Origin of the sequence: Rhodococcus sp. NKCM2511, assembly GCF_014905595.1 — a bacterium.
Taxonomy (GTDB): domain Bacteria; phylum Actinomycetota; class Actinomycetes; order Mycobacteriales; family Mycobacteriaceae; genus Rhodococcoides; species Rhodococcoides fascians.
Map to the genome: position 1 here is coordinate 1,667,611 of NZ_BNHJ02000001.1, position 21,875 is coordinate 1,689,485.

21 protein-coding genes are annotated in these 21,875 nt (G+C 64.2%); 10 read left to right on the plus strand and 11 right to left on the minus strand.

Annotation, left to right across the window (positions count from 1 at the left end):
* Positions 1 to 57: 57 nt before the first annotated feature.
* From JLZ96_RS07570 to JLZ96_RS07580, 3 genes are read right to left on the minus strand one after another with little or no spacing between them, the layout of a single operon-like run.
* Complete coding sequence (locus tag JLZ96_RS07570; RefSeq protein WP_032371276.1) at positions 58 to 246, minus strand: antitoxin; 189 nt, start codon at positions 244 to 246, stop codon at positions 58 to 60.
* A gap of 41 nt (positions 247 to 287) precedes the next feature.
* Positions 288 to 2,702, minus strand: coding sequence for an HAD-IC family P-type ATPase (locus JLZ96_RS07575; protein WP_201009790.1), 2,415 nt, complete (start codon positions 2,700 to 2,702; stop codon positions 288 to 290).
* 20 nt (positions 2,703 to 2,722) lie between these two features.
* The gene (locus tag JLZ96_RS07580) at positions 2,723 to 3,838 is read right to left on the minus strand and encodes an MBL fold metallo-hydrolase (RefSeq protein WP_236253853.1); all 1,116 of its coding nucleotides are present in this window, start codon (positions 3,836 to 3,838) and stop codon (positions 2,723 to 2,725) included.
* A 94-nt stretch (positions 3,839 to 3,932) separates the two neighbouring features.
* Between JLZ96_RS07580 and htpG the strand changes: the two genes are divergently transcribed.
* Positions 3,933 to 5,858: a molecular chaperone HtpG gene (gene htpG / locus JLZ96_RS07585; protein ID WP_032385717.1), complete on the plus strand. Its 1,926-nt coding sequence runs from the start codon at positions 3,933 to 3,935 to the stop codon at positions 5,856 to 5,858.
* Between the two features lie 70 nt (positions 5,859 to 5,928).
* Here the strand turns inward: htpG and JLZ96_RS07590 are convergent, their stop codons facing one another.
* A complete protein-coding gene (locus JLZ96_RS07590) occupies positions 5,929 to 7,575 on the minus strand; it encodes a cytosine permease (protein WP_201009791.1) in 1,647 nt (548 codons plus the stop codon).
* A gap of 113 nt (positions 7,576 to 7,688) precedes the next feature.
* Complete coding sequence (gene shbA / locus JLZ96_RS07595; protein WP_027495956.1) at positions 7,689 to 8,270, minus strand: RNA polymerase sigma factor ShbA; 582 nt, start codon at positions 8,268 to 8,270, stop codon at positions 7,689 to 7,691.
* Positions 8,271 to 8,466: 196 nt separating this feature from the next.
* Between shbA and JLZ96_RS07600 the strand changes: the two genes are divergently transcribed.
* A complete protein-coding gene (locus JLZ96_RS07600) occupies positions 8,467 to 9,414 on the plus strand; it encodes an alpha/beta fold hydrolase (RefSeq protein ID WP_201009792.1) in 948 nt (315 codons plus the stop codon).
* A 67-nt stretch (positions 9,415 to 9,481) separates the two neighbouring features.
* Here the strand turns inward: JLZ96_RS07600 and JLZ96_RS07605 are convergent, their stop codons facing one another.
* From JLZ96_RS07605 to JLZ96_RS07615, 3 genes are all read right to left on the minus strand, one after another.
* Complete coding sequence (locus JLZ96_RS07605) at positions 9,482 to 10,156, minus strand: hypothetical protein (protein ID WP_027495954.1); 675 nt, start codon at positions 10,154 to 10,156, stop codon at positions 9,482 to 9,484.
* A 192-nt stretch (positions 10,157 to 10,348) separates the two neighbouring features.
* Positions 10,349 to 11,683 carry an ammonium transporter gene (locus tag JLZ96_RS07610; protein ID WP_032381687.1) on the minus strand — a complete coding sequence of 445 codons (1,335 nt, stop codon included), beginning with the start codon at positions 11,681 to 11,683 and terminating at the stop codon, positions 10,349 to 10,351.
* The gene (locus tag JLZ96_RS07615) at positions 11,680 to 12,411 is read right to left on the minus strand and encodes an enoyl-CoA hydratase (RefSeq protein WP_201009793.1); all 732 of its coding nucleotides are present in this window, start codon (positions 12,409 to 12,411) and stop codon (positions 11,680 to 11,682) included. The genes JLZ96_RS07610 and JLZ96_RS07615 overlap by 4 nt, the downstream gene beginning before the upstream one ends.
* 55 nt (positions 12,412 to 12,466) lie before the next feature.
* On the opposite strand from JLZ96_RS07615, the gene JLZ96_RS07620 reads away from it, so the two are divergent.
* Positions 12,467 to 13,540: an NAD(P)-binding domain-containing protein gene (locus JLZ96_RS07620; RefSeq protein ID WP_032371564.1), complete on the plus strand. Its 1,074-nt coding sequence runs from the start codon at positions 12,467 to 12,469 to the stop codon at positions 13,538 to 13,540.
* On the opposite strand, the gene JLZ96_RS07625 is transcribed toward JLZ96_RS07620, so the two are convergent.
* Positions 13,537 to 14,358 carry a uroporphyrinogen-III synthase gene (locus tag JLZ96_RS07625; protein WP_201009794.1) on the minus strand — a complete coding sequence of 274 codons (822 nt, stop codon included), beginning with the start codon at positions 14,356 to 14,358 and terminating at the stop codon, positions 13,537 to 13,539. The two genes, JLZ96_RS07620 and JLZ96_RS07625, sit on opposite strands and share 4 nt — an antisense overlap.
* Positions 14,359 to 14,427: 69 nt before the next feature.
* Positions 14,428 to 15,276, minus strand: coding sequence for an aldo/keto reductase (locus JLZ96_RS07630; protein WP_032385721.1), 849 nt, complete (start codon positions 15,274 to 15,276; stop codon positions 14,428 to 14,430).
* A 57-nt stretch (positions 15,277 to 15,333) separates the two neighbouring features.
* Here JLZ96_RS07630 and JLZ96_RS07635 point away from each other — a divergent pair, with 57 nt between their 5' ends.
* Positions 15,334 to 16,965, plus strand: a complete 1,632-nt coding sequence (locus JLZ96_RS07635; protein ID WP_201009795.1) for an ABC-F family ATP-binding cassette domain-containing protein — start codon at positions 15,334 to 15,336, stop codon at positions 16,963 to 16,965.
* A 16-nt stretch (positions 16,966 to 16,981) separates the two neighbouring features.
* Here the strand turns inward: JLZ96_RS07635 and JLZ96_RS07640 are convergent, their stop codons facing one another.
* Entirely contained in the window at positions 16,982 to 17,812 is an 831-nt protein-coding gene (locus tag JLZ96_RS07640) for an alpha/beta fold hydrolase (RefSeq protein ID WP_236253854.1), read from the minus strand.
* Positions 17,813 to 17,893: 81 nt separating this feature from the next.
* Between JLZ96_RS07640 and JLZ96_RS07645 the strand changes: the two genes are divergently transcribed.
* From JLZ96_RS07645 to JLZ96_RS07670, 6 genes are all read left to right on the plus strand, one after another.
* On the plus strand, positions 17,894 to 18,349 hold the full coding sequence (locus JLZ96_RS07645; protein WP_201009797.1) for a MarR family winged helix-turn-helix transcriptional regulator: 456 nt from the start codon (positions 17,894 to 17,896) through the stop codon (positions 18,347 to 18,349).
* 64 nt (positions 18,350 to 18,413) lie between these two features.
* A complete protein-coding gene (locus JLZ96_RS07650) occupies positions 18,414 to 18,686 on the plus strand; it encodes a helix-turn-helix transcriptional regulator (protein WP_032365905.1) in 273 nt (90 codons plus the stop codon).
* Entirely contained in the window at positions 18,683 to 19,210 is a 528-nt protein-coding gene (locus tag JLZ96_RS07655) for a hypothetical protein (protein WP_027495944.1), read from the plus strand. Before JLZ96_RS07650 ends, JLZ96_RS07655 begins: the two co-directional genes overlap by 4 nt.
* Positions 19,211 to 19,214: 4 nt before the next feature.
* On the plus strand, positions 19,215 to 19,766 hold the full coding sequence (locus JLZ96_RS07660) for a hypothetical protein (protein ID WP_027495943.1): 552 nt from the start codon (positions 19,215 to 19,217) through the stop codon (positions 19,764 to 19,766).
* Between the two features lie 16 nt (positions 19,767 to 19,782).
* A complete protein-coding gene (locus tag JLZ96_RS07665; protein ID WP_201009798.1) occupies positions 19,783 to 20,676 on the plus strand; it encodes an ABC transporter ATP-binding protein in 894 nt (297 codons plus the stop codon).
* On the plus strand, positions 20,673 to 21,872 hold the full coding sequence (locus JLZ96_RS07670; RefSeq protein ID WP_032390771.1) for an ABC transporter permease: 1,200 nt from the start codon (positions 20,673 to 20,675) through the stop codon (positions 21,870 to 21,872). The genes JLZ96_RS07665 and JLZ96_RS07670 overlap by 4 nt, the downstream gene beginning before the upstream one ends.
* The last annotated feature ends 3 nt before the right edge of the window (positions 21,873 to 21,875 follow it).

Genomic DNA, 21,875 nt, shown 5'->3' on the forward strand with positions numbered 1-21,875 from the left:
GCAGCGCCCTACGGCACCACCGACGACCCGAACACCGGGTGGACGGTCCGAATCGACCTACTTGTCCGGAATTGCCTTCTTGGCGGCTTCCTGCGCCTTGTCGATCTTGTCGGCGTACTTGCCGCCGGTCTTGTTGTCGATGAAGTCCCCGGCCTTCTCCACGACGTCGTCGATCTTGTCCGCGTTCTCTGCCGCAAGGTTCTTGCCCTTGTCGACCATGCCCTTCAAATTGTCTGCGAAGCCCATGAAACTCTCCTGCCAGTCGGGTGAAACGGAACGCCCCCAGTCTACGTTTCGTTCTGTCCGTTACGCAGAGTCGTTCGATTACGCAGTACCGATCCGAATCGGTGGGCAATCTCGACGAGTGCGATACCGACAGCGCCGATGATCAACGCGCTCGTGGTGGCACCGACGTTCGAGGGATCGAGCTTGAAGAAGGTGCGGCAGAACGGGATTGCGAACAACAGCAGGTATCCGCCGACGGATCCCGCGAGCAGCACCACCTTCCACCAGGTGTACGGCCGCGCGACGACGGCCAGGACCCACAGCGCGATCATGATCAACGTGATCAGTGCGGTGGTGCTCGCCTGGGTCACCTCAGTCTCGGTGGCGTTCGGACCCGCGTAGGCCAGCAGATACGACACGAACGTGCACGAGCCGACGATCAACCCGGACGGAACGGCCAACCGCATCACCCGCGAGACGAACCCGCTGCGTGCCCGTTCGTTGTTCGGGGCCAGCGAGAGCACGAACGCCGGAATGCCGATGGTGAACCACGCGGCGATGGTCACGTGCCTCGGCAGGAAGGGATACGGGATCGGCTCGAAATGGAAGACCTGCGACAGCACTCCCGATAGCCCGATGAGAAACGCCAGCAACACCGAGTACACGGTCTTGGTCAGGAACAGGTTGGACACGCGCTCGATGTTGCCGATGACGCGTCGCCCCTCCCCCACCACATAGGGCAGCGTGGCGAACTTGTTGTCCAACAACACGATCTGCGCGACGGCACGCGTGGCCGCACTACCCGAGCCCATCGAGACACCGATATCGGCGTCCTTCAATGCGAGCACATCGTTGACGCCGTCACCGGTCATCGCAACGGTATGACCTCGAGACTGCAACGCGCCCACCATCGCACGCTTCTGGTCCGGCCGAACGCGGCCGAACGTCGTCGAGTTCTGGACGGAGTCGGCCAGTTGCTCGGAATCCTCGGGCAGGTCACGTGCGTCGATCGGGGCGTCGCCACCGGGAAGTCCGAGCGAGCCGGCCACCGCGCCGACCGACACGGCGTTGTCCCCGGAAATGACCTTGACCTGAACCTGCTGACTTGCGAAGTACTCCAACGTGTCTCGGGCGTCCTCGCGCACCTTCTGCTCGAGAATCACCAGAGCCCGCGGGGTGACGACTCCCGGCGCCGCGGTGTCGTCGACGGCGAGGTCACTGCTGGCGAGCAGCAGTACCCGCAGACCCTTGGAGCCGGCATCTTCGGCCTGTCGAGCGGTCTCCGAGGTCGGGTCGAGCAACACGTCCGGGGCACCGAGCAGCCAGTTACCGTGCTCGCCGTACGACAGACCGCTCCACTTCTTGGCCGAGGAGAACGGGGCCACCGCGCTCTGCGTCCACCCCGGCGCGTCGGGGTACGCCTCGGCTACGGCCTGCACACTGGCATTGGGCCGCGGGTCGTCGTACGCCAGAGACGCCAATACTTTTGGCACCGAGTCGGAGTCGTGCTCGTCGATCAACACCAATTCCGAGAGCCGCATGCCGTTCTCGGTGAGAGTGCCGGTCTTGTCGGCGCACACCACGTCGACGCGCGCGAGCCCCTCGATGGCAGGCAACTCCTGCACCAGACATTGCCGCTGACCGAGCCTGATGACGCCCACGGCAAAAGCGATCGACGTCATCAGCACCAGACCCTCGGGGACCATCGGGACCAGCGCCGCGACCATACCGTTCAAGGCAGGCCGCAGAGCCTGCCCGCTGGAGAACAATTGGTTGTAGATGATCAGCGCCCCGGCCGGAATCATCAGGTAGGTGATGAATTTCAGGATCTTGTCGATACCGCTGCGCAGCTCGGACTTGACCAGGGTGAACTTGCTGGCCTCTTCGGCGAGCTTGGCAGCATAGGCGTCGCGTCCGACCTTCGTTGCCCGGTAGGCCCCACTGCCCGAGACGACGAAGCTGCCCGAAAGTACCTGCGCTGCTTCGAGTTTGTGCACCGTATCGGCCTCACCGGTGAGCAGCGACTCGTCGATCTCCAGGCTTGCCGTCTCGATGACCTCGCCGTCGACGACGATCTGATCACCCGGTCCGAGTTCGACGATGTCACCGAGGACGACCTCGTCGGGCGGAATCTGTTGCGAGACACCGTCACGTCTCACCTGCGGCTTGTTCTGGCCGACGATGGCCAGCCGATCCAGCGTGCGCTTCGCGCGGATCTCCTGAATGATTCCGATGCCACTGTTCGCGACGATCAACAGCCCGAACATGCCGTCGATCACCGAACCGGTCGAGAGCACGATGATCAGCAGCACCCCGAGAATTGCGTTGATCCGGGTGAACACATTGCCCCGGACGATGTCGCGAACCGAACGTGAAGCACGAGCGGGAACGTCGTTCGATTTCCCCTCGGCCCGCAGTGCGGCGACCTCCGCCGCGGTCAGCCCGGTGTCCCGCTGTGCATCGGCGTCGATAGACATGGGTGCAGCCTAGTTGGGACTCAGCCCAGACGGGTCCACCAGCGATCGTCGTGCACGGCCCTCGTACCGTCGACGCGTTGACCCGGCATCGGTACGGCAACCTGCACACCCACGTCCTGGGCGGCGGCGTGCAGCCGCACGATCGGTTCGGACCACGGATGGAACGCCAGGTTGAACGTCGCCCAGTGGATCGGCACGAAGATTCCCGCCGGCGTCAGATCCACGTGCGCCGTGACAGCTTCCTCCGGATTCATGTGGATGTCCGGCCACCGAACGTCGTAGGCACCGACGGGAAGAAGCGTCAGATCGAACGGTCCGTAGTTGCTGCCGATCTCGGCGAACTTCGGTGTGTAGCCGGTGTCGCCGCCGAAGAAGACCCGACGAATCGGACCGGCGAAGGCCCAGGACGCCCACTGCGTCGAGTCCCGGGTCAGACCGCGGCCCGAGAAGTGTCGAGCTTCGGTGCAGGTGACGGTGAGGCCGCCGATGTTCGTCTGCTCGTCCCAGTCCAGCTCGATGATGCGTTCCTCGGGCACCCGCCACTTGCGCAGGTGCGCGCCGATACCCAGCGGCACCACGAACGGGGCCGACTGCGTGCTCGCCAGCTTCTGCACGGTCGCCTTGTCGAGATGGTCGTAATGATCGTGGGAGATCACGATGGCGTCGACCCGCGGTAGATCGGTCAGGGCGACCGGCGTCGGATGCAGCCGTGCCGGCCCCACCACCGAGGACGGGGACACGCGCTTGCTCCATACCGGATCGGCGAGAACGCGATACCCGTCGACCTCGACGAGCACACTCGAATGTCCGTACCAGGTGACCGCCAGCTCGCCCGCGTCCACCGGCGCGATCGGCGGTGCCAGTGGGATCGGCCGCTGCGGCCTGCCCTTACCTCGCTCGGTGAACAGCGAGACGAGCATGTTCTTCTGCCCCTTCTCGCCGCGGCCCGGGACGTAACTCGAACTGGGGTCCGAATTGTGGAATCGGCGGTCGCGGTAGCGCGGCGACCCGGCCGCGTAGGGAGTGATGTGCACGCGTCTGGCACCGATGGCCGACGGAAGACCCCACAGCGCACGCGCCAACCATGCCCCGCCCAACGCTGCGGTTGCTCCTGCTGCCAACTTCGTCTTCGTCACGGGCACCACAGTAGGCGGCGCCGACGTCTTCGCAGCTCACCCGTAGCCTTGCCGTAGAATATTCGCGTCGGTTTTGCTGCTAGAAGGGGAGACATTGAGTACCGAACAGCTCGAATTCCAGGCGGAGACGCGTCAGCTCCTGGATCTGATGGTGCACTCCATCTACTCCAACAAGGACAGCTTTCTCCGTGAACTGATCTCGAACTCCTCGGACGCGCTGGACAAGCTGCGCCTGGAGTCGTACCGCAACAAGGATCTGGACGTCGACGTCTCGGATCTGCACATCGAGATCGACATCGACTCCTCCGCTCGTACCCTCACCATCCGGGACAACGGCATCGGCATGTCGCGCTCGGAGGTCATCGACCTCATCGGCACACTCGCCAAGTCCGGCACCGCAGAAGTTCGCAAGAAGCTCAAGGAAGCCAAGGACGCCGCCGCCTCCGAGGAACTGATCGGCCAGTTCGGCATCGGCTTCTACTCCACGTTCATGGTGGCCGAGAAGGTCACGCTGCTCACCCGCAAGGCAGGCGAAAGCACTGCCACCAAGTGGGAATCCACCGGCGAGGGCACCTACGAGATCACCGACGTCGACGACGCCCCGCAGGGTTCCTCGGTCACGCTCGCTCTCAAGCCCGCCGACGAGGAAGACCACCTCCACGACTACGCGTCCGAGCGCAAGATCAAGGAATTGGTCAAGAAGTACTCCGACTTCATCGCCTGGCCCATTCGCATCGACGTCGAGAAGCGCGTCAAGAGCGAAGAGGAAGGCGGCGAGGACACCGTCACTATCGAGACGGAAACGATCAACTCGCAGAAGGCGCTGTGGACCCGCTCCAAGGACGAGGTGTCCGAGGAGGAATACAAGGAGTTCTACAAGCACGTCAGCCACGCCTGGGACGAGCCGCTCGAGGTCATTCCGTTCAAGGCCGAGGGCACCTTCGAATACCAAGCGCTGCTGTTCATTCCGTCGCAGGCACCGTTCGACCTGTTCATGCGCGAGAGCAAGGCCGGCGTACACCTGTACGTCAAGCGCGTGTTCATCATGGACGACTCGCAGGAACTGCTGCCCGAGTACCTGCGCTTCGTCAAGGGTGTCGTAGATGCAGCGGACCTCTCGCTCAACGTCTCTCGCGAGATCCTGCAGCAGGACCGGCAGATCCGCGCGATCCGCCGACGCCTGACCAAGAAGGTGCTCTCGACCGTCAAGGAGCTGCAGAGCGAGCAGCCCGACAAGTACAAGACGCTGTGGTCGCAGTTCGGCACGGTCCTCAAGGAAGGCCTGATCTCCGACTCCGACAACCGCGAAACCCTGTTGGGCATCTCGTCGTTCGCGTCCACCCACTCCGAAGAGGGTCTGACGACCCTCGCCGAGTACGTGGACCGGATGAAGGACGGCCAGCAGCAGATCTACTACATGACGGGCGAATCGCGTCAGCAGATCGAGAGCTCGCCGCACATGGAGGCGTTCAAGGCTCGCGGGCTCGAGGTGCTGCTGCTCACCGATTCGGTCGACGAGGTGTGGGTCGGCAACGTCACCGACTTCGACGGAAAGTCGTTCCAGTCCATCGCCAAGGGCGAGGTGGACCTCGACACCGAGGAAGAAAAGAAGGAGTCCGAGGCCAAGCGCGAGGAGCAGGACAAGGAATTCGCGGACCTGCTCACCTGGCTGACCGACACCCTCGGCGAGGACGTCAAGGAGGTGCGTCTGTCGACGCGCCTGACGACGTCACCGGCCTGCGTCGTCGGCGACGAGTTCAGCTTCTCCCCGCAGCTCGAGAAGATGTACAAGGCCTCGGGCCAGTTCGTGCCGACCTCCAAGCGCATCCTCGAACTCAACCCGAACCACGACCTGGTGACGGGACTGAAGAAGGCCCGCGAGGATCGCAGCGACGATCCGCACCTCGCCGAGACCGCCGAATTGCTCTATGCGACGGCACTTCTCGCCGAGGGAACCGAGCTGAAGGATCCGGCGAAGTTCTCCAAGTTGCTCGCCGATCGGTTGACGCGCACCATCTGAGTGCCTGCGGCAGTGGTGTGGTTAGGTGCCCCAGGCGGCACATAACCACACCACTGCGGCGCAGCCGCACTCACTGCGGAGGCAGGATGTGCTCCCCCGTCTTGTCGGTGCTCAGTGACAGCGAACTGATGTACTGCTTTTCTCCGTTGGGCCCCGGCACGTTGGACGCGATCATGTCGGGTCGCTCGAATTCCATGCCGCTGACGTGGCACATAACGAGCTCGTCGGACGGATTGCCGTGCTCGTCGAACATCGGCAGATCGATACCGTCGTCGGTGCGTCGCAGGTAGTACTTGCCCTTGGTCGCCACCGCCAGGATCGGCGGAAGAACGAGTGCGAGAACGAGAGCCACGATGGGCGAATATGGTTTGATCGCAGACCCGAATGCCCCGAAGAACACCAGAATCGACAGGATCGCCGACACCGCCATCGATCCGAAGCCGACCGGATTGATGTTGTAGAGCATGCCGCGTCGGAACTCGGGCACCTTGGGCGACAGCTTGAGGATGTACTTGTTGAACACGATGTCCGAGGCCACCACTGCGATCCACGCGATACCGCAGTTGGCGTAGAAGCCGAGGATGCTGTTGAGGAAGTCGAACATGTTGGCTTCCATCAGGATCAGCGCGATGGCCAGGTTGAACAGCACGAACACCATGCGGCCCGGATACGTCTTGGTGAGGCGAGTGTACGAGTTGGTCCACGCCAGCGATCCGGAATAGGCGTTGGTCACGTTGATCTTGATCTGGCTGATGACGACCAGGATCACCGCGAGGGTCATGGCGAGCCAACCCGGCATGAAGTTCTCGTAGATCTCCAGGAATTGGTGCACCGGCTCGTTGGCGATGTTGGATCCGTCGACGACGTTGGCGATCAGGTACACGGCGAGGAAGAGGCCGACGACCTGCTTGAGGGCACCGAAGATGACCCAGCCGGGGCCGGCGAGAAGCACTGCGGTCCACCAGCGTCGGGAGTTCTCGGGAGTCTTGGGCGGCATGAAGCGCAGGTAGTCGATCTGTTCGGCGATCTGCGCGATGAGCGAGAGACAGACTCCGGCCGCGAGCATCACCGATCCGATGTTGACGCCCTTGCCGTCGGCCCCGTCCTGACCGCCGTAGGCGAAGAACTCCCCGACCGAGTCGGGATTGCTGATCACCAGGTACACGAACGGCAGTACCATCAGGACGAGCCACAGCGGGGTGGTCCAGACCTGAAGTTTGGCAAGGGCTTTCATGCCGTAGATGACCAGCGGGATGACCATGATGGTCGAGACCGCGTACCCGATGGGCAACGGGATGCTCAGCCCCAGTTCGAGTCCCTGCGCCATGATCGAACCTTCGAGCGCGAAGAAGATGAACGTGAACGTCGCGAAGATGACGTTGGTGACGACCGATCCGTAGTAGCCGAAACCGCTTCCACGCGTGATCAAGTCGAGGTCGATGTTGTAACGGGCCGCATAGTAGGCAAGCGGAAGGCCGGTCAGGAAGATGACGACAGCGAACACCAGAATGCCCCACAGTGCATTGCCGGTTCCGTACGAGATTCCGATATTGGCACCGATGGCGAAATCCGCGAGATACGCGATGCCGCCGAGCGCGGACGTCGCGACAACACCGGTCCCCCACTTACGGTAGCTACGCGGCGCGAAGCGCAGCGTGTAGTCCTCGAGCGTCTCTTTCAGCGCGGTGTCTGTCGGCGCTGACTGTACGGCGTTCATGGTTCAGTAACCTAGAACCGCCACGTTGCCGACGTGTCTTGAGCCGATGTAGCTGGTGTTACTCAATCCGGCGATTCGGACATACGTCTCGGACACCCATCCACCGGGCGGTGTCAGGCAGCTGTGCGGGCCGCCAGTAGCGAGAAGTTCGACAGTTCGGCGCGCAGCATGTTCATCGCCCGGTGCTGGGCGACCCGCACTGCACCGGCCGTCATTCCCAGAGCTTCGCCGGTCTGCGGTGCGGTCAGGCCCCACACCACTCGCATCAGGATGATCTTGCTGTACTTCGGGGGCAGGGTGTTCATCAGGGCCTGCGCATGGGAGCGGAGTTCGTCGCCGAGCGCGACCTGCTCGGGACCGTCCTCACCCGACACTTCCTCGGGCAGCTCGGCCGTCGAGAACGTCTGCCGCAGAGCCGATCGTCGGCCGGCATCGGCCAGTTTGTGAGCAGCGATGCCGTAGACGAAGGCCATGAACGGTTTGCCCATGTCGCGGTACTTGGGTATCGCGGTGACCAGAGCGAGGCAGACGTCCTGCACCACGTCGTCGGCCGCGACATCGAGATTGCCGATCCGAGAGGCGCAGTAGCGGCGAATCGGAGGCTGGATCAACACCAGTACGCGTTCGAGTGCGGCGCGGTCACCCGCGACGGCCCGCGGTACGACGTCTTCGAGCGTGTCCATGGAAGTGCTCATGGCCGATCTCCTTCTTGGCAACGCGCGCCCTCACCTGAACGCTCACCAGTACTTCGAGGCAGCCGACCGTTCGGCTTGGTCGAATCGGTTACCACAATCGAGAAGAACGTGACTCAGGTAACACGGCGTGTCGTACGAGCGACGTACCGGACAACATCCACGTCGCGTCACGTGACCCTGACACCGCGGAGCGCACATGAGTACGAGTGAGCAGAACCACCTGGTCGGTCGCCGGAGCACCGTCGCCGCAGGGGACGGAACCACGCTCGCAGTGCGCGAGTTCGGACGGCCCGATGCGGCTCTGACCGTGGTGTTCGTCCATGGACACTGCCTGCGGATGCAGTCGTGGACCGAGCTGCGCACCCACGTCGAGGATGTCTGGGGCGAGAACACGCGAATCGTTCTGTACGACCACCGCGGCCACGGCGAATCCGGTGCCGCAACGCCCGACAGCTGCACCATCGATCAGCTCGGCGAGGACCTGGCCGACGTGATCCGCGCTGTCGTACCGGTCGGGCCGTTCGTTCTGATCGGACACTCGATGGGCGGCATGACGGCGCTCTCCTACGCGCGTCAGTACCCGGATGCCGTCGGCTCGCGCCTCGTCGGGGTCGGGTTGATCGCGACATCCGCAGGCGGGATCACCGACGACGGGCTCGGTCGCTGCCTCGCGCATCCGGCCGTGTCGGCGTTTCAGGCAGCTGTTCGACGGGCCCCTCGATTGATGTCGGGTGCCAAGAGGCTCAGTCGCGGGGTGTGCGCGCCCATCGTCAGGACGGCGGGATGCGGCTCCCACAAAGTCAGCCCGCGGGTGGTCACTCTGGCGACGGCGATGCTCGGCGACACGTCCATCGTGACGATGGCCGGCTTCCTCGGCGCGTTCCGCGGACTCGACGAGGTGGCCAGTCTGGCCGCGCTGGCCTCGATTCCCACCCTGGTGCTGTGCGGTTCGGACGACCTGATGACGCCGATGCGACACTCGGAAACCCTCGCCGCCCACCTGCCCGACGCACGGTTGGTAAGTATCGCGCAGGCCGGACACATGGTGATTCTCGAACGAGCACACGAGGTGGCGGACGCCATCGTCGAACTCGTGACGGCAGCTCGGCGAGCTCACGTGGGGGATCTCGCCTTGGCTCGCTAGACCTTTCGACGACTGTGGCCCGCACCGGATATCCGATGCGGGCCACAGCACTGTTGTCGAGGCGGTGTTACTTCTTCACTGCGGGAGGAGCGTTGAGCAGCTGGATGAACTGTCCGGCGTTACCGATGACTGCGCCGAGACCACCGGCAGAGGTGCCGGCGAGCGATCCGATGGCACCGAGGGCGATTGCGCCGATGACGCAGCCGCCGATGGGGCCTGCTCCGAGAAGAGTCGCGACCGGTGCGGTCACGACGACTCCGGTGATGATTCCGAGGATGCACCCGCCGACGATTCCGGTTGCAGCACCGAGGAATCCACCGACGGAGGCGGTGAGGCTGAGGTTGTCCTTGACGCCTGCGACTGCGGCGGGCAGGTCGACCTGCTGCAGGCCGGGAAGGGAGGTGGAGACCGGGGTTGCCGCGGCAGGCGAGACATCAGCGGTCAGAGTGGCGTGGTTGCCGTCGATGTCGGCAGCGACGGGGTGCGAGAATCCGTCGGCGGCGATGGCGAGCGGTACGGAGTCGACGAGTGCGCCGTTGGCGTCACGGACGACCAGGTGGTTGTCTTCGTTGCTCAGGGTGCCGGCCGTCGTGTCGACGAGGACCTGGTTGCCGGCCTGGGTGACGTTCCACCCGACGGCAGCGGCGGGAGCCGGTGCCGGATCCGCATAGGCGGTGCCCATGGCGGTCGTCATCGCTGCAATGACCAATGCGGACGTTGCCGCGAATCGAGTCAGCTTCATGTTCCTCAGTCTTTCGTCGTGTCCATCTCTCGATACCGAGCAGCGAAAAGCTATGGGCACAACGAGCGTGAAGAGCGAACCGAAGATGAACGAGAGGGGTCGAACCGAACAACGATCGATCGCATCAACGCGAAAGGGACAGAACGACTTTCATCGACCGATCGGTTCGTAAAGGACGCGCAGGGTTTGCCCCTACTTACCGAAAAGACCAGGCTTGTTGCTGCCTCCGTGGCCCACTCCGAAGTCGTAGGCGGACTCGGCGTGCTCGTGCTCGTCCAGGCCGTCGGCCTCGTGCTGCGCGTCGGCGCGCACGCCCATGACGGCCTTGATTGCGAACGCGATAGCGGTGGTGACGACTGCCGTGTACGCGAACACCGCCACGACGGCGATGGCTTGCACCCAGAGTTGATGCAGACCGCCGCCGTACAACAAACCGTCCTTGCCCGCCGGCATCTGCGCACTGGCGACGAGTCCGATCATCAGCGTTCCGACGACACCGCCGACGAGATGCACACCGACGACGTCGAGTGAATCGTCGTAGCCGAAGCGATATTTGAGGCCGATCGCCAACGCGCACAACGCACCCGAGACGATGCCGATCGCGGCTGCACCGATCGGTGTGACGGCAGTACACGACGGCGTGATCGCGACGAGTCCGGCCACCACTCCGGACGCCGCGCCGAACGACGTCGCGTGCCCATCCCTCCATTTCTCGACGACGAGCCACGCCGCCATCGACAGCGCGCCCGCGCCCATCGTGTTCACCAGCGCCACTGCGGCGACGCCGTCGGCCGCCAACGACGAGCCCGCGTTGAAACCGAACCAGCCGAACCAGAGCAGTCCGGCTCCGAGCATGACGGCCGGAAGATTGTGCGGACGCATGGGATCTCGCGGCCACCCGCTCCGCTTGCCGACCACGAGGGCCAGCACCAGCCCGGCCACACCCGCGTTGATCTCCACGGCCGTGCCACCGGCGAAGTCGATCGCGCCGAGCCTGTTGGTGATCCACCCGCCGAACTCACTGGTGAGCCCGTCGAGCGAGAAAACCCAGTGCGCCACAGGGAAATACACCAGCGTGGACCACAGGGCCGCGAACAGCACCCACGGCACGAACCGCATCCGGTCTGCGACGGCACCGGAGATCAGCGCGACCGTCACCATGGCAAATCCTGCCTGGAACGCTGCGAACACCAACGCCGGAACGGTCCCCACCAACGGAATCGACACCGTGCCCGCCGCCGAGGTGTACACGCCGCCGAGCAAACCCTCGAAACCGGCGTACTGTAACGGGTTTCCGATCCAGCCGCCGATCACGTTGTCGCCGAACACCATCGAGAACCCGAACGCCAACCACAGCAGCCATACGACGGCGATGGCCGACAGGCTCATCATCATCATGTTCAGCACGCTCTTCGAGCGCACCATGCCGCCGTAGAAGAAGGCCAAGCCCGGCGTCATCAGCAAAACCAGCGCGGTGCTCGCCAGCAACCAGGCCGTGTCGCCCGCGTCGGGCGCTCCGTTGATCACTTGCCCGCGAATTTCGGTGCGCGCTTCTCGGCTCTCGCGCGGCGCGCTTCCTTCATGTCCGCACTGCTCCACGCGGCCTCGAATGCCGCGCGCTGTGCGGGCGTCGGATCGTCGTGCGCGCCGTCGTCGTTGAACACCAGTTTGAGGTGTCGCAGCGCCAGGGGTGCAAGGGCAGTGATCGAGTGCGCCCACTGCACGGCAACATCGCGATCGCCGAGCTTGTTGGCCAGACCGCACGTGTACGCCTGATCGGCGTGCACCCGTTCGGCGCCGAGCAGGATCGTGCGCGCCACGCCGCCGCCGGCCAATGCCGCCAGCCGCTTGATCGTCCAGTTGCTCACTGCGATTCCGAGACGCGTGGAGGGAATCTCGAAGAATGCCTCGGGTGCGACCACCCGCAGGTCGCAGGCAATGGCAAGTTGCGTCCCCGCTCCGACGGCAGGCCCGTTGATCGCCGCCACGACGGGAACGGACACTCGCTCGATGGCGGTGAGCATGCCTTCCAGCGTCTCGCCGAACGCGTCGGGAAACGCATCTCCGGTCAGGTCGGCACCGGCGCAGAAGCTACTGCCCTGCCCGGTGATCACCACGACCCGCGCGCCGTCGGCATCCGCCTGCTCGACTTCGCGTCGTAGCGCGACACAGAGATCCGTGCTCAGCGCATTGCGCTTGTCCGGTCGCTGCAATTCCAGGATGACGACATCGCCGTCACGAGTGTGTCCGATCACGCCGAGCAGGTTACCGGCTGGTAGCGGCGGTCACAGGGCGGGGCCTGATCTACTGATACTCGTGATCGACACTCGGGTTGCTGTCATCGGTGCCGGCCAGGCCGGGCTCTCGGCCGGCTACCACCTCAGGCGGGCCGGACTTGCCGCAGGTGCGGGCTTCGTCATGCTCGACCGCTCCCCCGGACCCGGCGGTGCCTGGCAGTTCCGGTGGCCGTCGCTGACGCTCAGCACCGTCAACGGAGTGCACGATCTGCCCGGGATGCCGTTCGCCGACACGCTGGGAGACGAGCCACCCGAATCCATCGCGGCAGCCGACGCGGTTCCCCGCTACTACCGCGCGTACGAGAAACGGTTCGAACTGAATGTCCGACGCCCCGTCACGGTGACGGTCGTGTGCGACCGCGAACCACTCTTTCGGGTCGAGGCCGGGGACACGGTCGTCATGGCCGAGGGCCTCATCAATGCGACCGGAACGTGGGAGAAGCCGTTCGTTCCGCACTACGACGGAGCCGAGACCTTCACCGGTAGACAACTGCACACCAAGGACTACCGAACCGCGGACGAGTTCGTCGGCAAACACGTCGTCGTGGTCGGCGGCGGAATCTCGGCCGTGCAGCTACTCGACGAGATCTCGCAGGTCACCACAACAACATGGGTGACGCGTCGACCACCGGTGTTCCGGGACAGCCAGTTCGACCACGACGCCGGACGCAAAGCCGTCGCCATGGTCGAGGAGCGGGTGCGTGCGGGCCTGCCGCCGGGCTCGGTCGTCTCGGTGACCGGCCTGTTGCTCACCCCGTCGCTGGCTGCCGCCCGCGAACGTGGCGCTCTCGAACGCAAGCCGATGTTCTCCTCGATCACCGCCGATTCCGTTGTCTGGGAGGACGGTTCGACCCAGCACGCCGACGTGATCCTGTGGGCCACCGGATTCCGCAGCGCCCTCGATCACCTTGCCCCGCTGCGACTGCGCGGGCACGGCGGCGGAATCGTCATGGACGGCAGGCTGACCACCCGGGTGGCCGCGAACCATCGCGTCCACCTGCTGGGGTACGGCCCGTCCGCGAGCACGATCGGGGCGAACCGGGCCGGGCGAGCAGCGGTGACGGAGTTGCTCGAGACTCTGGGTTAACCCAGCTGCTCGACGACGAACTTGGCCAGGGAGCCGAGACGCGCACGGTCCGGCATCGACGTCGGAACGCCCAACGCATCCAACGGGGCCGACGTCACCGGCCCCACGCAGATCGCGGCGACGGGGCCTCGAAGTGCGGCGAGGAAGGCGTCGAGCATGCCGTTGTCCTTGGCCGTCGACAGCAGGGAGGCGACGGCGGGAGCGCTCGTGAACGTCACTGCGTCCACTCGATGCTCGATGATCTGTGCCAACAAGTCGATGAGCGGGGCCTGATCGACGGGGCGGATCCAGCGGTACACGGGGATCGGGCGTACATGCGCGCCGAGTTCGCTCAGAGCATCGCTCAGGTGAATCGTCGGTTCCCATTCGGTGATGACGCCGTGCAGTTGCACGGCGATGTCGGCACCGGAAATACCCTGGGCAGCAAGATGATCGGCGACTTCCTGCGATGCTTCGGTGGCGGGCGACCATTCATCACGCAGCCCGGCACCCCGGATCGCACCACGCGCTTTGGGGCCACGCGCAATGATTCGCGTGTGCCCGAGCGCTGCCAGTAGGTCGTCGCGCACACCCCATTCGGCCGCCGCGTCGAGCCAGCCACGGAAGCCGATACCGGTGCTGATCACCACGATCTTCGGGGGACGATCGACAATGCCTTCGGTAGCCGACTTCAGCTCCGAGTCGTCGATCAGGGGTAGAACGTGAATCGCCGCGGCGTGAACGATGTTCGCGCCGCGGCGTTCGAGCATGGTGGCCAATTCGTCTGCACGCCGCTCGGCGGTGAGGGCAACGGTCTTGCCTGCGAGCGGTTCCGACATGGATACAGACTAGGCCCCCATGTGCACGGAACTTCGTAGTCCACTACGAAGTTCCACTCACATGGCGGGTCAGCTGCTGAACTTGTCCGGGTCCGGGCCGGTGCGGCCGTCGGCGGTGTCCAGAGCGTTGATCTGCTGAATCTCGTCGTTGCTCAGCTCGAAGCCGAACACGTCGAAGTTGCTCGCGATCCGCTCCGGGGTGACCGACTTGGGGATCACGACATTGCCGAGCTGGATGTGCCAGCGCAGAATCACCTGCGCCGGGGTGACGCCGTGTGCCTCGGCGATGGGCGCGAAGGCCGGGTCGTCCAGCACGGTGCCGGAGCCCAGCGGACTCCACGCCTCGGTGGCGATGCCCTTCGAGGTATGGAAAGCGCGCAGTTCTTCCTGGATGAAGCGCGGATGCAGCTCGACCTGGTTGACCGACGGGACTTCACCGACGGCGTCCATCAGCTTCTCGAGCGTGGGGATGGTGAAGTTGGAGACGCCGATCGAACCGATGCGGCCGTCCGACTTCAGCTTCTGGAACGCCTTGAACGTGTCGATGTACTTGTCACGATCGAGCTGCTGCCAGTGAATCAAGTACAAGTCGAGGTACTCGAGGCCCAGACGGTCCATGCTGGCGTCGAAGGCTTTCAAGGTGGAGTCGTAGCCCTGATCGTCGTTCCACAGCTTGGTGGTGACGAACAGTTCGTCGCGCGCGATGCCGGACTCCGCGATGGCTTTGCCGGTGCCGGCCTCGTTCTCGTACACCTTGGCGGTATCGATGCTGCGGTATCCGACCTTCAGCGCCTCGGACACGGCGGCCTGGGCACCGTCGTCGGGAACCTGCCACACACCGAACCCGAGCTGGGGAATCGACGTGCCGTCGTTGAGCACGATGGTCGGGACAGTACTGGTCTCGGCTGAATACGTCATACGAATGCCAACGGACGGCGTTGTGAATCTGTTCCCGGTCCCGGGGATACTGGTCCGGTGACTGCCACGCTCCGCATCGACGATCTGGCCGCCTTTCACGGCGATCGAACCCTGTTCTCCGGACTCGATCTGACGGTGGCCGAGGGTGATGTGATCGGGTTGGTCGGTGCGAACGGTGCCGGTAAATCGACGCTGTTGACGCTGCTGGCGGGCGTGGGAACGGCCGATCACGAGGGTGAGATCTACACCAGCCCGCCCGACGCGACCGTCGGTTATCTGGCGCAGGAGCCCGAGCGCATCGCCGGGGAGACGGTGTTGGATTTCCTCGGCCGGCGGACCGGGGTCACTTCGGCCGAAGCGTCCATGAACGCAGCCGCCGAGGCGTTGGGCTCGAGTGACGAGGACCTCTACACCCCGGCGCTGGAGAAGTGGCTGGCTCTCGGCGGCGCGGATCTGGCGGAGCGAACGGCGAAGGTGCTCGCGGATCTGGGCCTCGATGTCGACGGGTCTGCGCTCATGACGGCGCTGTCCGGTGGGCAGGCTGCCCGCGCCGGTCTCGCCGCGATTCTCCTCGCGCGTTACGACATTCTTCTGCTCGACGAGCCCACCAACGACCTGGACCTCGCAGGCCTCGAGCAACTCGAACAATTCGTCGTCGCGACACGGGCGGCCATCGTCGTCGTCAGTCACGATCGCGAGTTTCTGGCGCGGACGGTGACCGGTGTCGTCGAGCTCGATCGAGCGCAGCGTCACATCGATGTGTACGACGGCAGCTACCAGTCCTATCTCGCGGAACGTGAAATTGCGCGCCAGCATGCACGGGAGAAGTACGACGAGTTCGCAGACACCAAGTCCGCGTTGGAGTCTCGCGCTCAGATGCAGCGAAACTGGATGGAATCGGGCGTCCGTAATGCGCGACGCAAGGCCACCGACAACGACAAGATCGCCCGCAAGACCCGCGCCGAGTCGACAGAGAAGCAGGCTGCGAAAGCCCGTCAGACACAGCGCCGCATCGAGCGACTCGAGGTGGTCGAGGAACCCCGTAAGGAATGGGAACTGCGGATGGAGATCGCGGCGGCTCCTCGCAGCGGGACCGTTGTCGCGGTGTTGGGCGGAGCCGTCGTACGCCGATCGGACTTCACCTTCGGTCCGGTGACGACGCAGATCGACTGGGGCGATCGCATCCTCATCACCGGACCCAACGGCTCCGGCAAAACGACGCTGCTGTCGGTACTGCTGGGCCGGTTGACGCCGGACGAGGGAACGGCATCACTGGGTTCGGGTGTGGCGATCGGCGAAATCGACCAGGCACGCGCATATTTCGTCGGTGACGGCACGGTGTCCGACGCCTTGAGTGCAGCAGTTCCCGAGTGGCCCGACGCCGAGGTCCGCACACTGTTGGCCAAGTTCGGGCTGCGCGGCGACGACGCACTGCGGCCGGCGTCGTCCCTGTCGCCGGGTGAACGAACCCGTGCCGCACTCGCATTGCTACAGGCCCGCGGCGTGAACCTGCTGGTTCTGGACGAGCCCACCAACCACCTCGACCTGCCCGCCATCGAACAACTCGAACGCGCGATGGAAAACTTCGAGGGCACCCTGCTGCTGGTGACGCACGATCGCCGCATGCTCGACACCGTTCGCAGCACTCGTCACTGGACGATGAACGATGGGCAGCTGAGCGAGAAGTAGGTCGCGCTGAATCACGTCAGCTCAGCAGGATTTCGTTCACCTCGGCGGCGGGACGCATCGGCAACGTGTGATGCGTGGCTCCGTCGAGTATCACGGTCCGCGCTGCAGGCAGGGCGGTTCGGACCGCCGATTCGATCCGAGCGGCATTGTGCACCTTGCCATTCCCTGCCAGCACCACGGTTGTCGCTACACCGAAGTTCGCGAACGTAGCAGGATTCGGCCGTTTCGGAACAATGGTTTTTGTGGTCGGAGCATGCGCGGCTCCCAGAGCAAGTACGTCGAGCCAATCCGGATCCAACTGCGCGCCATCGGTTTCCCATCGGACGAAAGCACGCTGCCGTTTCTCGTTGCGAAACAGCAGTATCGGTAGGGCGTGCAGCAGGTAGCGCGGACTCATGGAGCCGAAGCATGCGTTGGGATCGAGTAGGGTCAACGCATCCACGCGGTTCTCGTGACGTAGCGCATAGGCCAGTGCGATAATCGCGCCGTAGGAATGGCCGCACAGTGCCACGGTCGGCAGGTTCAACTCGTCGAGGACGGCCGACAGCCAATCCAGTAGCTCCTCGACAGAGTCGATGGCGCGTTCACCGGGCACGCTCCGTCCGACGTCGCCCATCAGGTCCACTGCGTACACCCGATAGTGCCTTGAGACCGCGTTGACATTGGCGAACCAGACGGTCGACGTCGCACCCGCGCCCGGCAGCAACACCAGCGCCGGACCGTCGACGGGCCCGCAAGCGTTGATTCGTGTGGCACCGTGCACCGTGTTCACGTCGATGGCTTGGGTATCCGCCGGCCACTTCTGCAGCACCCGGTCGTAGGCGGAGAAGAATTCGTCCAGCGTCACTGCAACCCTCCATTCTCTCGATGATCGAGATAGTAGACAATGGAGAGACATCTCGTCCAGCATCTCCCGAGGGATCAGCACATGACCGAGCCCGCCTCCACCGTCCATCAGCTACGCGCACTGACGGTCGACCTCGATCTTCTGGGCGCAGAATTCGCGCAGAGACATGCGCTCCACCCGACGGATATCCGGGCGCTGATCTGTCTCCTCGACGCGGACCGAGCCGGAACGCGTGCCACACCCGGCTGGCTCGGCGGACAGCTGGGTCTGGAATCCGCGTCGATCACTGCCCTGATCGATCGAATGACCAAGCGTGACTTGGCGTTACGCGAACCCGACCCGTCCGACCGCAGGCGAGTACTGCTGCACGTGACTGCGCACGCGTCGGAACTCGGGACAACGTTCTTCGGCCCCGTCATCGGCCAGGCCGTCGACGAGCTCGCCCGCTTCACGCCAGAGCAGCGGGCAACGATCGATGAGTTTCTGACCACGATGCGCGCCATCGTCGCCTCCGCTCGGGAGCAGCAGACACCGTAGACAAATCAGCAGTTTTGTTATTAACGGTTGACACATCGTTGGGTTTATACAACACTTCATTGTCATGAGCCCCGTCAAGCGCGGTACCGCGCTCCCGATCTACAACAGGGTGGGTGTTCTGCGGGCAGAACGAAAGATGAGCCGCGCGCAACTGGCCGAACTCGTCGAAGTGAATCCCCAGACGGTGGGAGCCCTCGAACGAGGCGACCACTACCCGAGCTTGGACCTCGCGATGCGCATCTGCGACGTCTTCGATCTGCCGATCGAAGCGGTGTTCTCACGCACCGAACTCGGACCACTCTCGGCCGAACTCTTCCGAAAGGAAAAGGATCGATGAACACTGGTCCCAGCATCTTCAGCAGATATCAGGAAGCCCGGACGAGAGTATTCCTGGAGAACGAAAAGACCTATGCGAATTGGCTACCGGGACTGCGACCCCAGAAACGACGCCGAGCCTTCGTTGCGTTCCTTCTGGTACTGCTCGCGGCATCTGCGGGATTCGCACTCTCGGAACCGGTGTTCGACTGGGCGATCGGATCCTGGGGGATCTGCTACATCGTGTTCACGTTCGCGGCAATCGTCCTCGGCATCGTGTCGAATCGGCGCGCCGAAGCCCCCGTGGATGCGCTCGACGAGCTCGAAGTCCAGCTCCGCAACGAAGCCCGATCCATCGGCCTGACGGTTACTCAAGCGTTGGGCACCGCTGCCGCGGCGTACCTGTTCCTCGGATCAATTTTCGGGGCAACGAATTTCGGGATCTCCGGCGGCGCACTGATGCTGACCGCATTGAGCGCTGGAGGGGCCACCCCCGCAATGCTTCTCGCGTGGACTACTCCGGACTACGACCCAGAGGACGGCTGAGACCATGACCCCGCAACCCGACATCCTCACCCGCTATCAGGCCTATCGCACCCGGCGATTCCTCGAGAACGACGCCAACACGAGACACTGGCTTCCGAAATGGCGCACGCAACATCGACGCCGCATTCTCGCCATCGCAGTGATGGCTGCCGACATGACGTTCCTCGTCATAAGCATCTCGACGCTGTTCTTCTCGTGGGCCGCAATCGCCTGGATTCCCGCCGCACTCATCTTCATACCGATCTGGACCGCTCTACAAACGGTCTCCGGCCGCCACAGCGATGCACCCGTCGGAGCACTGGACGAATGGGAAGTACAGCAGCGCAACGAAGCTCGATCCATCGGCCTCACCGTCACGCAGGGGTTGGTCATGGCTGCGGCCTTCGCGCTGATCGTCCTGTCCACGACCTTTCCGGACCTCCCCCGTCTCGCCTACGCCGGCGGCGGATGGACTCTCGCAGCCTTGATGATCGGAATATCTACCCCGGCAATCATTCTCGCGTGGATAACCCCTGACCCCGAACCAGAAGACACCGAAGAGTTCGAACAGCAGTAACGACCGAAAGGGCACCATGAGCACCCTCACGATCGACTCCGTCTCCAAGAGATACGGCGACAAGATCGCCTTGGACAACCTGAGTTTCGACGTCCGGCCGGGCGAACTGTTCGGCTTCGTCGGCAGCAACGGCGCGGGCAAGACCACCACGATGCGCATCGCGCTGGGCGTGCTGTCGGCAGATTCCGGCCAGGTTCTGTTGGGCGGCAAGCCCGTCGACCTCGACGTTCGCCGCACCATCGGTTACATGCCGGAGGAACGCGGGCTGTACCCGAAGATGAAGGTCGGCCCGCAATTGGCGTACATGGCCGAGCTACACGGCCTCTCGTCGAGGGATGCCAAAGCCGCAGTGATTCGCTGGACCGAACGCCTCGGCATCGACGAGCGAGTGAACGACACCGTCGACGCACTGAGCCTGGGGAATCAGCAGCGCGTGCAGTTGGCAGCCGCGCTGGTGCACGACCCCGCAGTGCTCGTGCTGGACGAACCGTTCTCCGGCCTCGACCCGATCGCCGTCGATGTCATGAGCGAGGTACTGCGCGAAAAGGCCGCTGCCGGAGTGCCGGTGGTGTTCTCGAGCCACCAACTCGATCTGGTGCAACGCCTGTGCGACCGCGTCGGCATCATCGCCGCCGGCTCGATGAAAGCCGTCGGTACCGTCGACGAACTACGCGGATCAGGAGGTTCGCACCTGCACGTCCACGCACCGAACGCTGCGCCCGGATGGGCGTCGGGCATCGCCGGAGTGAGCACACTCGGGCACAGCGACGGCGTCACCGTTCTCGGGCTGGCACCGGGAGCCGATGATCAAGAAGTCCTGCGGGCCGCTCTCGCGACCGGAGCGGTCCACGAATTCTCGATCCAGAAACCTTCCCTGAGCGACCTGTTCCGAGAGGCGGTAGTGGCATGAGCTCACAACTGAATTCCTTCAGCGCGGTCTCACTGATCGCCAAGCGCGAGTTCACCGTTCAGGTGATGAAGAAGAGCTTCGTCATCAGCAACGTGATCATCCTGGCCGTCATCGTCGGCGGCATCATCGCGTTCTCGATCTTCTCCGGCAGCGGCGACGAGGAACGCGACGTGATCGGCGTCGCCGGAGATCAGTCGATCGCGGCTGTATTGGAGGCGACCGGCGACGCCGTCGGAAGTCCCGTCGAAGTCCGTGACGTTGCCGACGCGGCGGCCGCGCGCAGTGGCGTCGAATCCGGGGATCTCGACGTGGCGTTGGTTCCGGACGGCAACGCAGGCGCATACACCGCCGTCACCGAGTCCGATCTGACCGGCACGTTGCGCGCCGTCGTCGAGGGCAGTGTCGCGACGCAGGCCACGAATGCTGCACTGGCGCAACAGGGTGTCGACCAGAACGAGCTCGGGGCAGCGACGAGTGCCGCCACGGTCACCGTCGACGCGATCGATCCGCCCGACCCCGAGGCCGGTCAGCGGACCGCCCTGGCCCTGTCGGCCGTGTTCCTGTTGTACGCACAGATCATCGGCTTCGGCATGTACGTCGCGATGGGCGTCGTCGAAGAAAAGTCCTCGCGCGTGGTCGAACTGCTGCTCTCCACCGTTCGCCCCCTGCAGTTGCTCTGGGGCAAGATTCTGGGCATCGGTGCGGTCGGCATCCTGCAGCTCGCTCTGTACGGAATCGCCGGTGTGGGAGCAGGATTGGGCACAGGCGTACTCACCGTCACCGGTGCCGCGGTGAGTGTCTTCGCGGCCACACTCGCGTGGTTCATTCTCGGCTTCGCGTTCTTCGCGGTGCTGTACGCAGCGGGCGGATCCATGGTCTCGCGGCAGGAGGACGTGAACTCGACGACCATGCCACTGCTGATCCTGATCATGGCCATGTTCTTCGCGGCCTTCTATTCCGTCAGCGATCCGGAGAGCACTCTCGCCAACACGCTGAGCTGGGTTCCTCCGTTCTCCGCGATCATGATGCCGCTGCGGATTGCGGCCGGCGTGACCTCGCCGGTGCAGATCGTCGGCTCGGCGGTCCTGATGATCGTCACCACCGCGATTCTGGCCATGGGCGCGGCGAAGATCTATCAGCGCTCCATTCTCCGGATCGGCAAGACCGTCTCGTGGAAGGAAGCTTTCGCTCGATAGAGT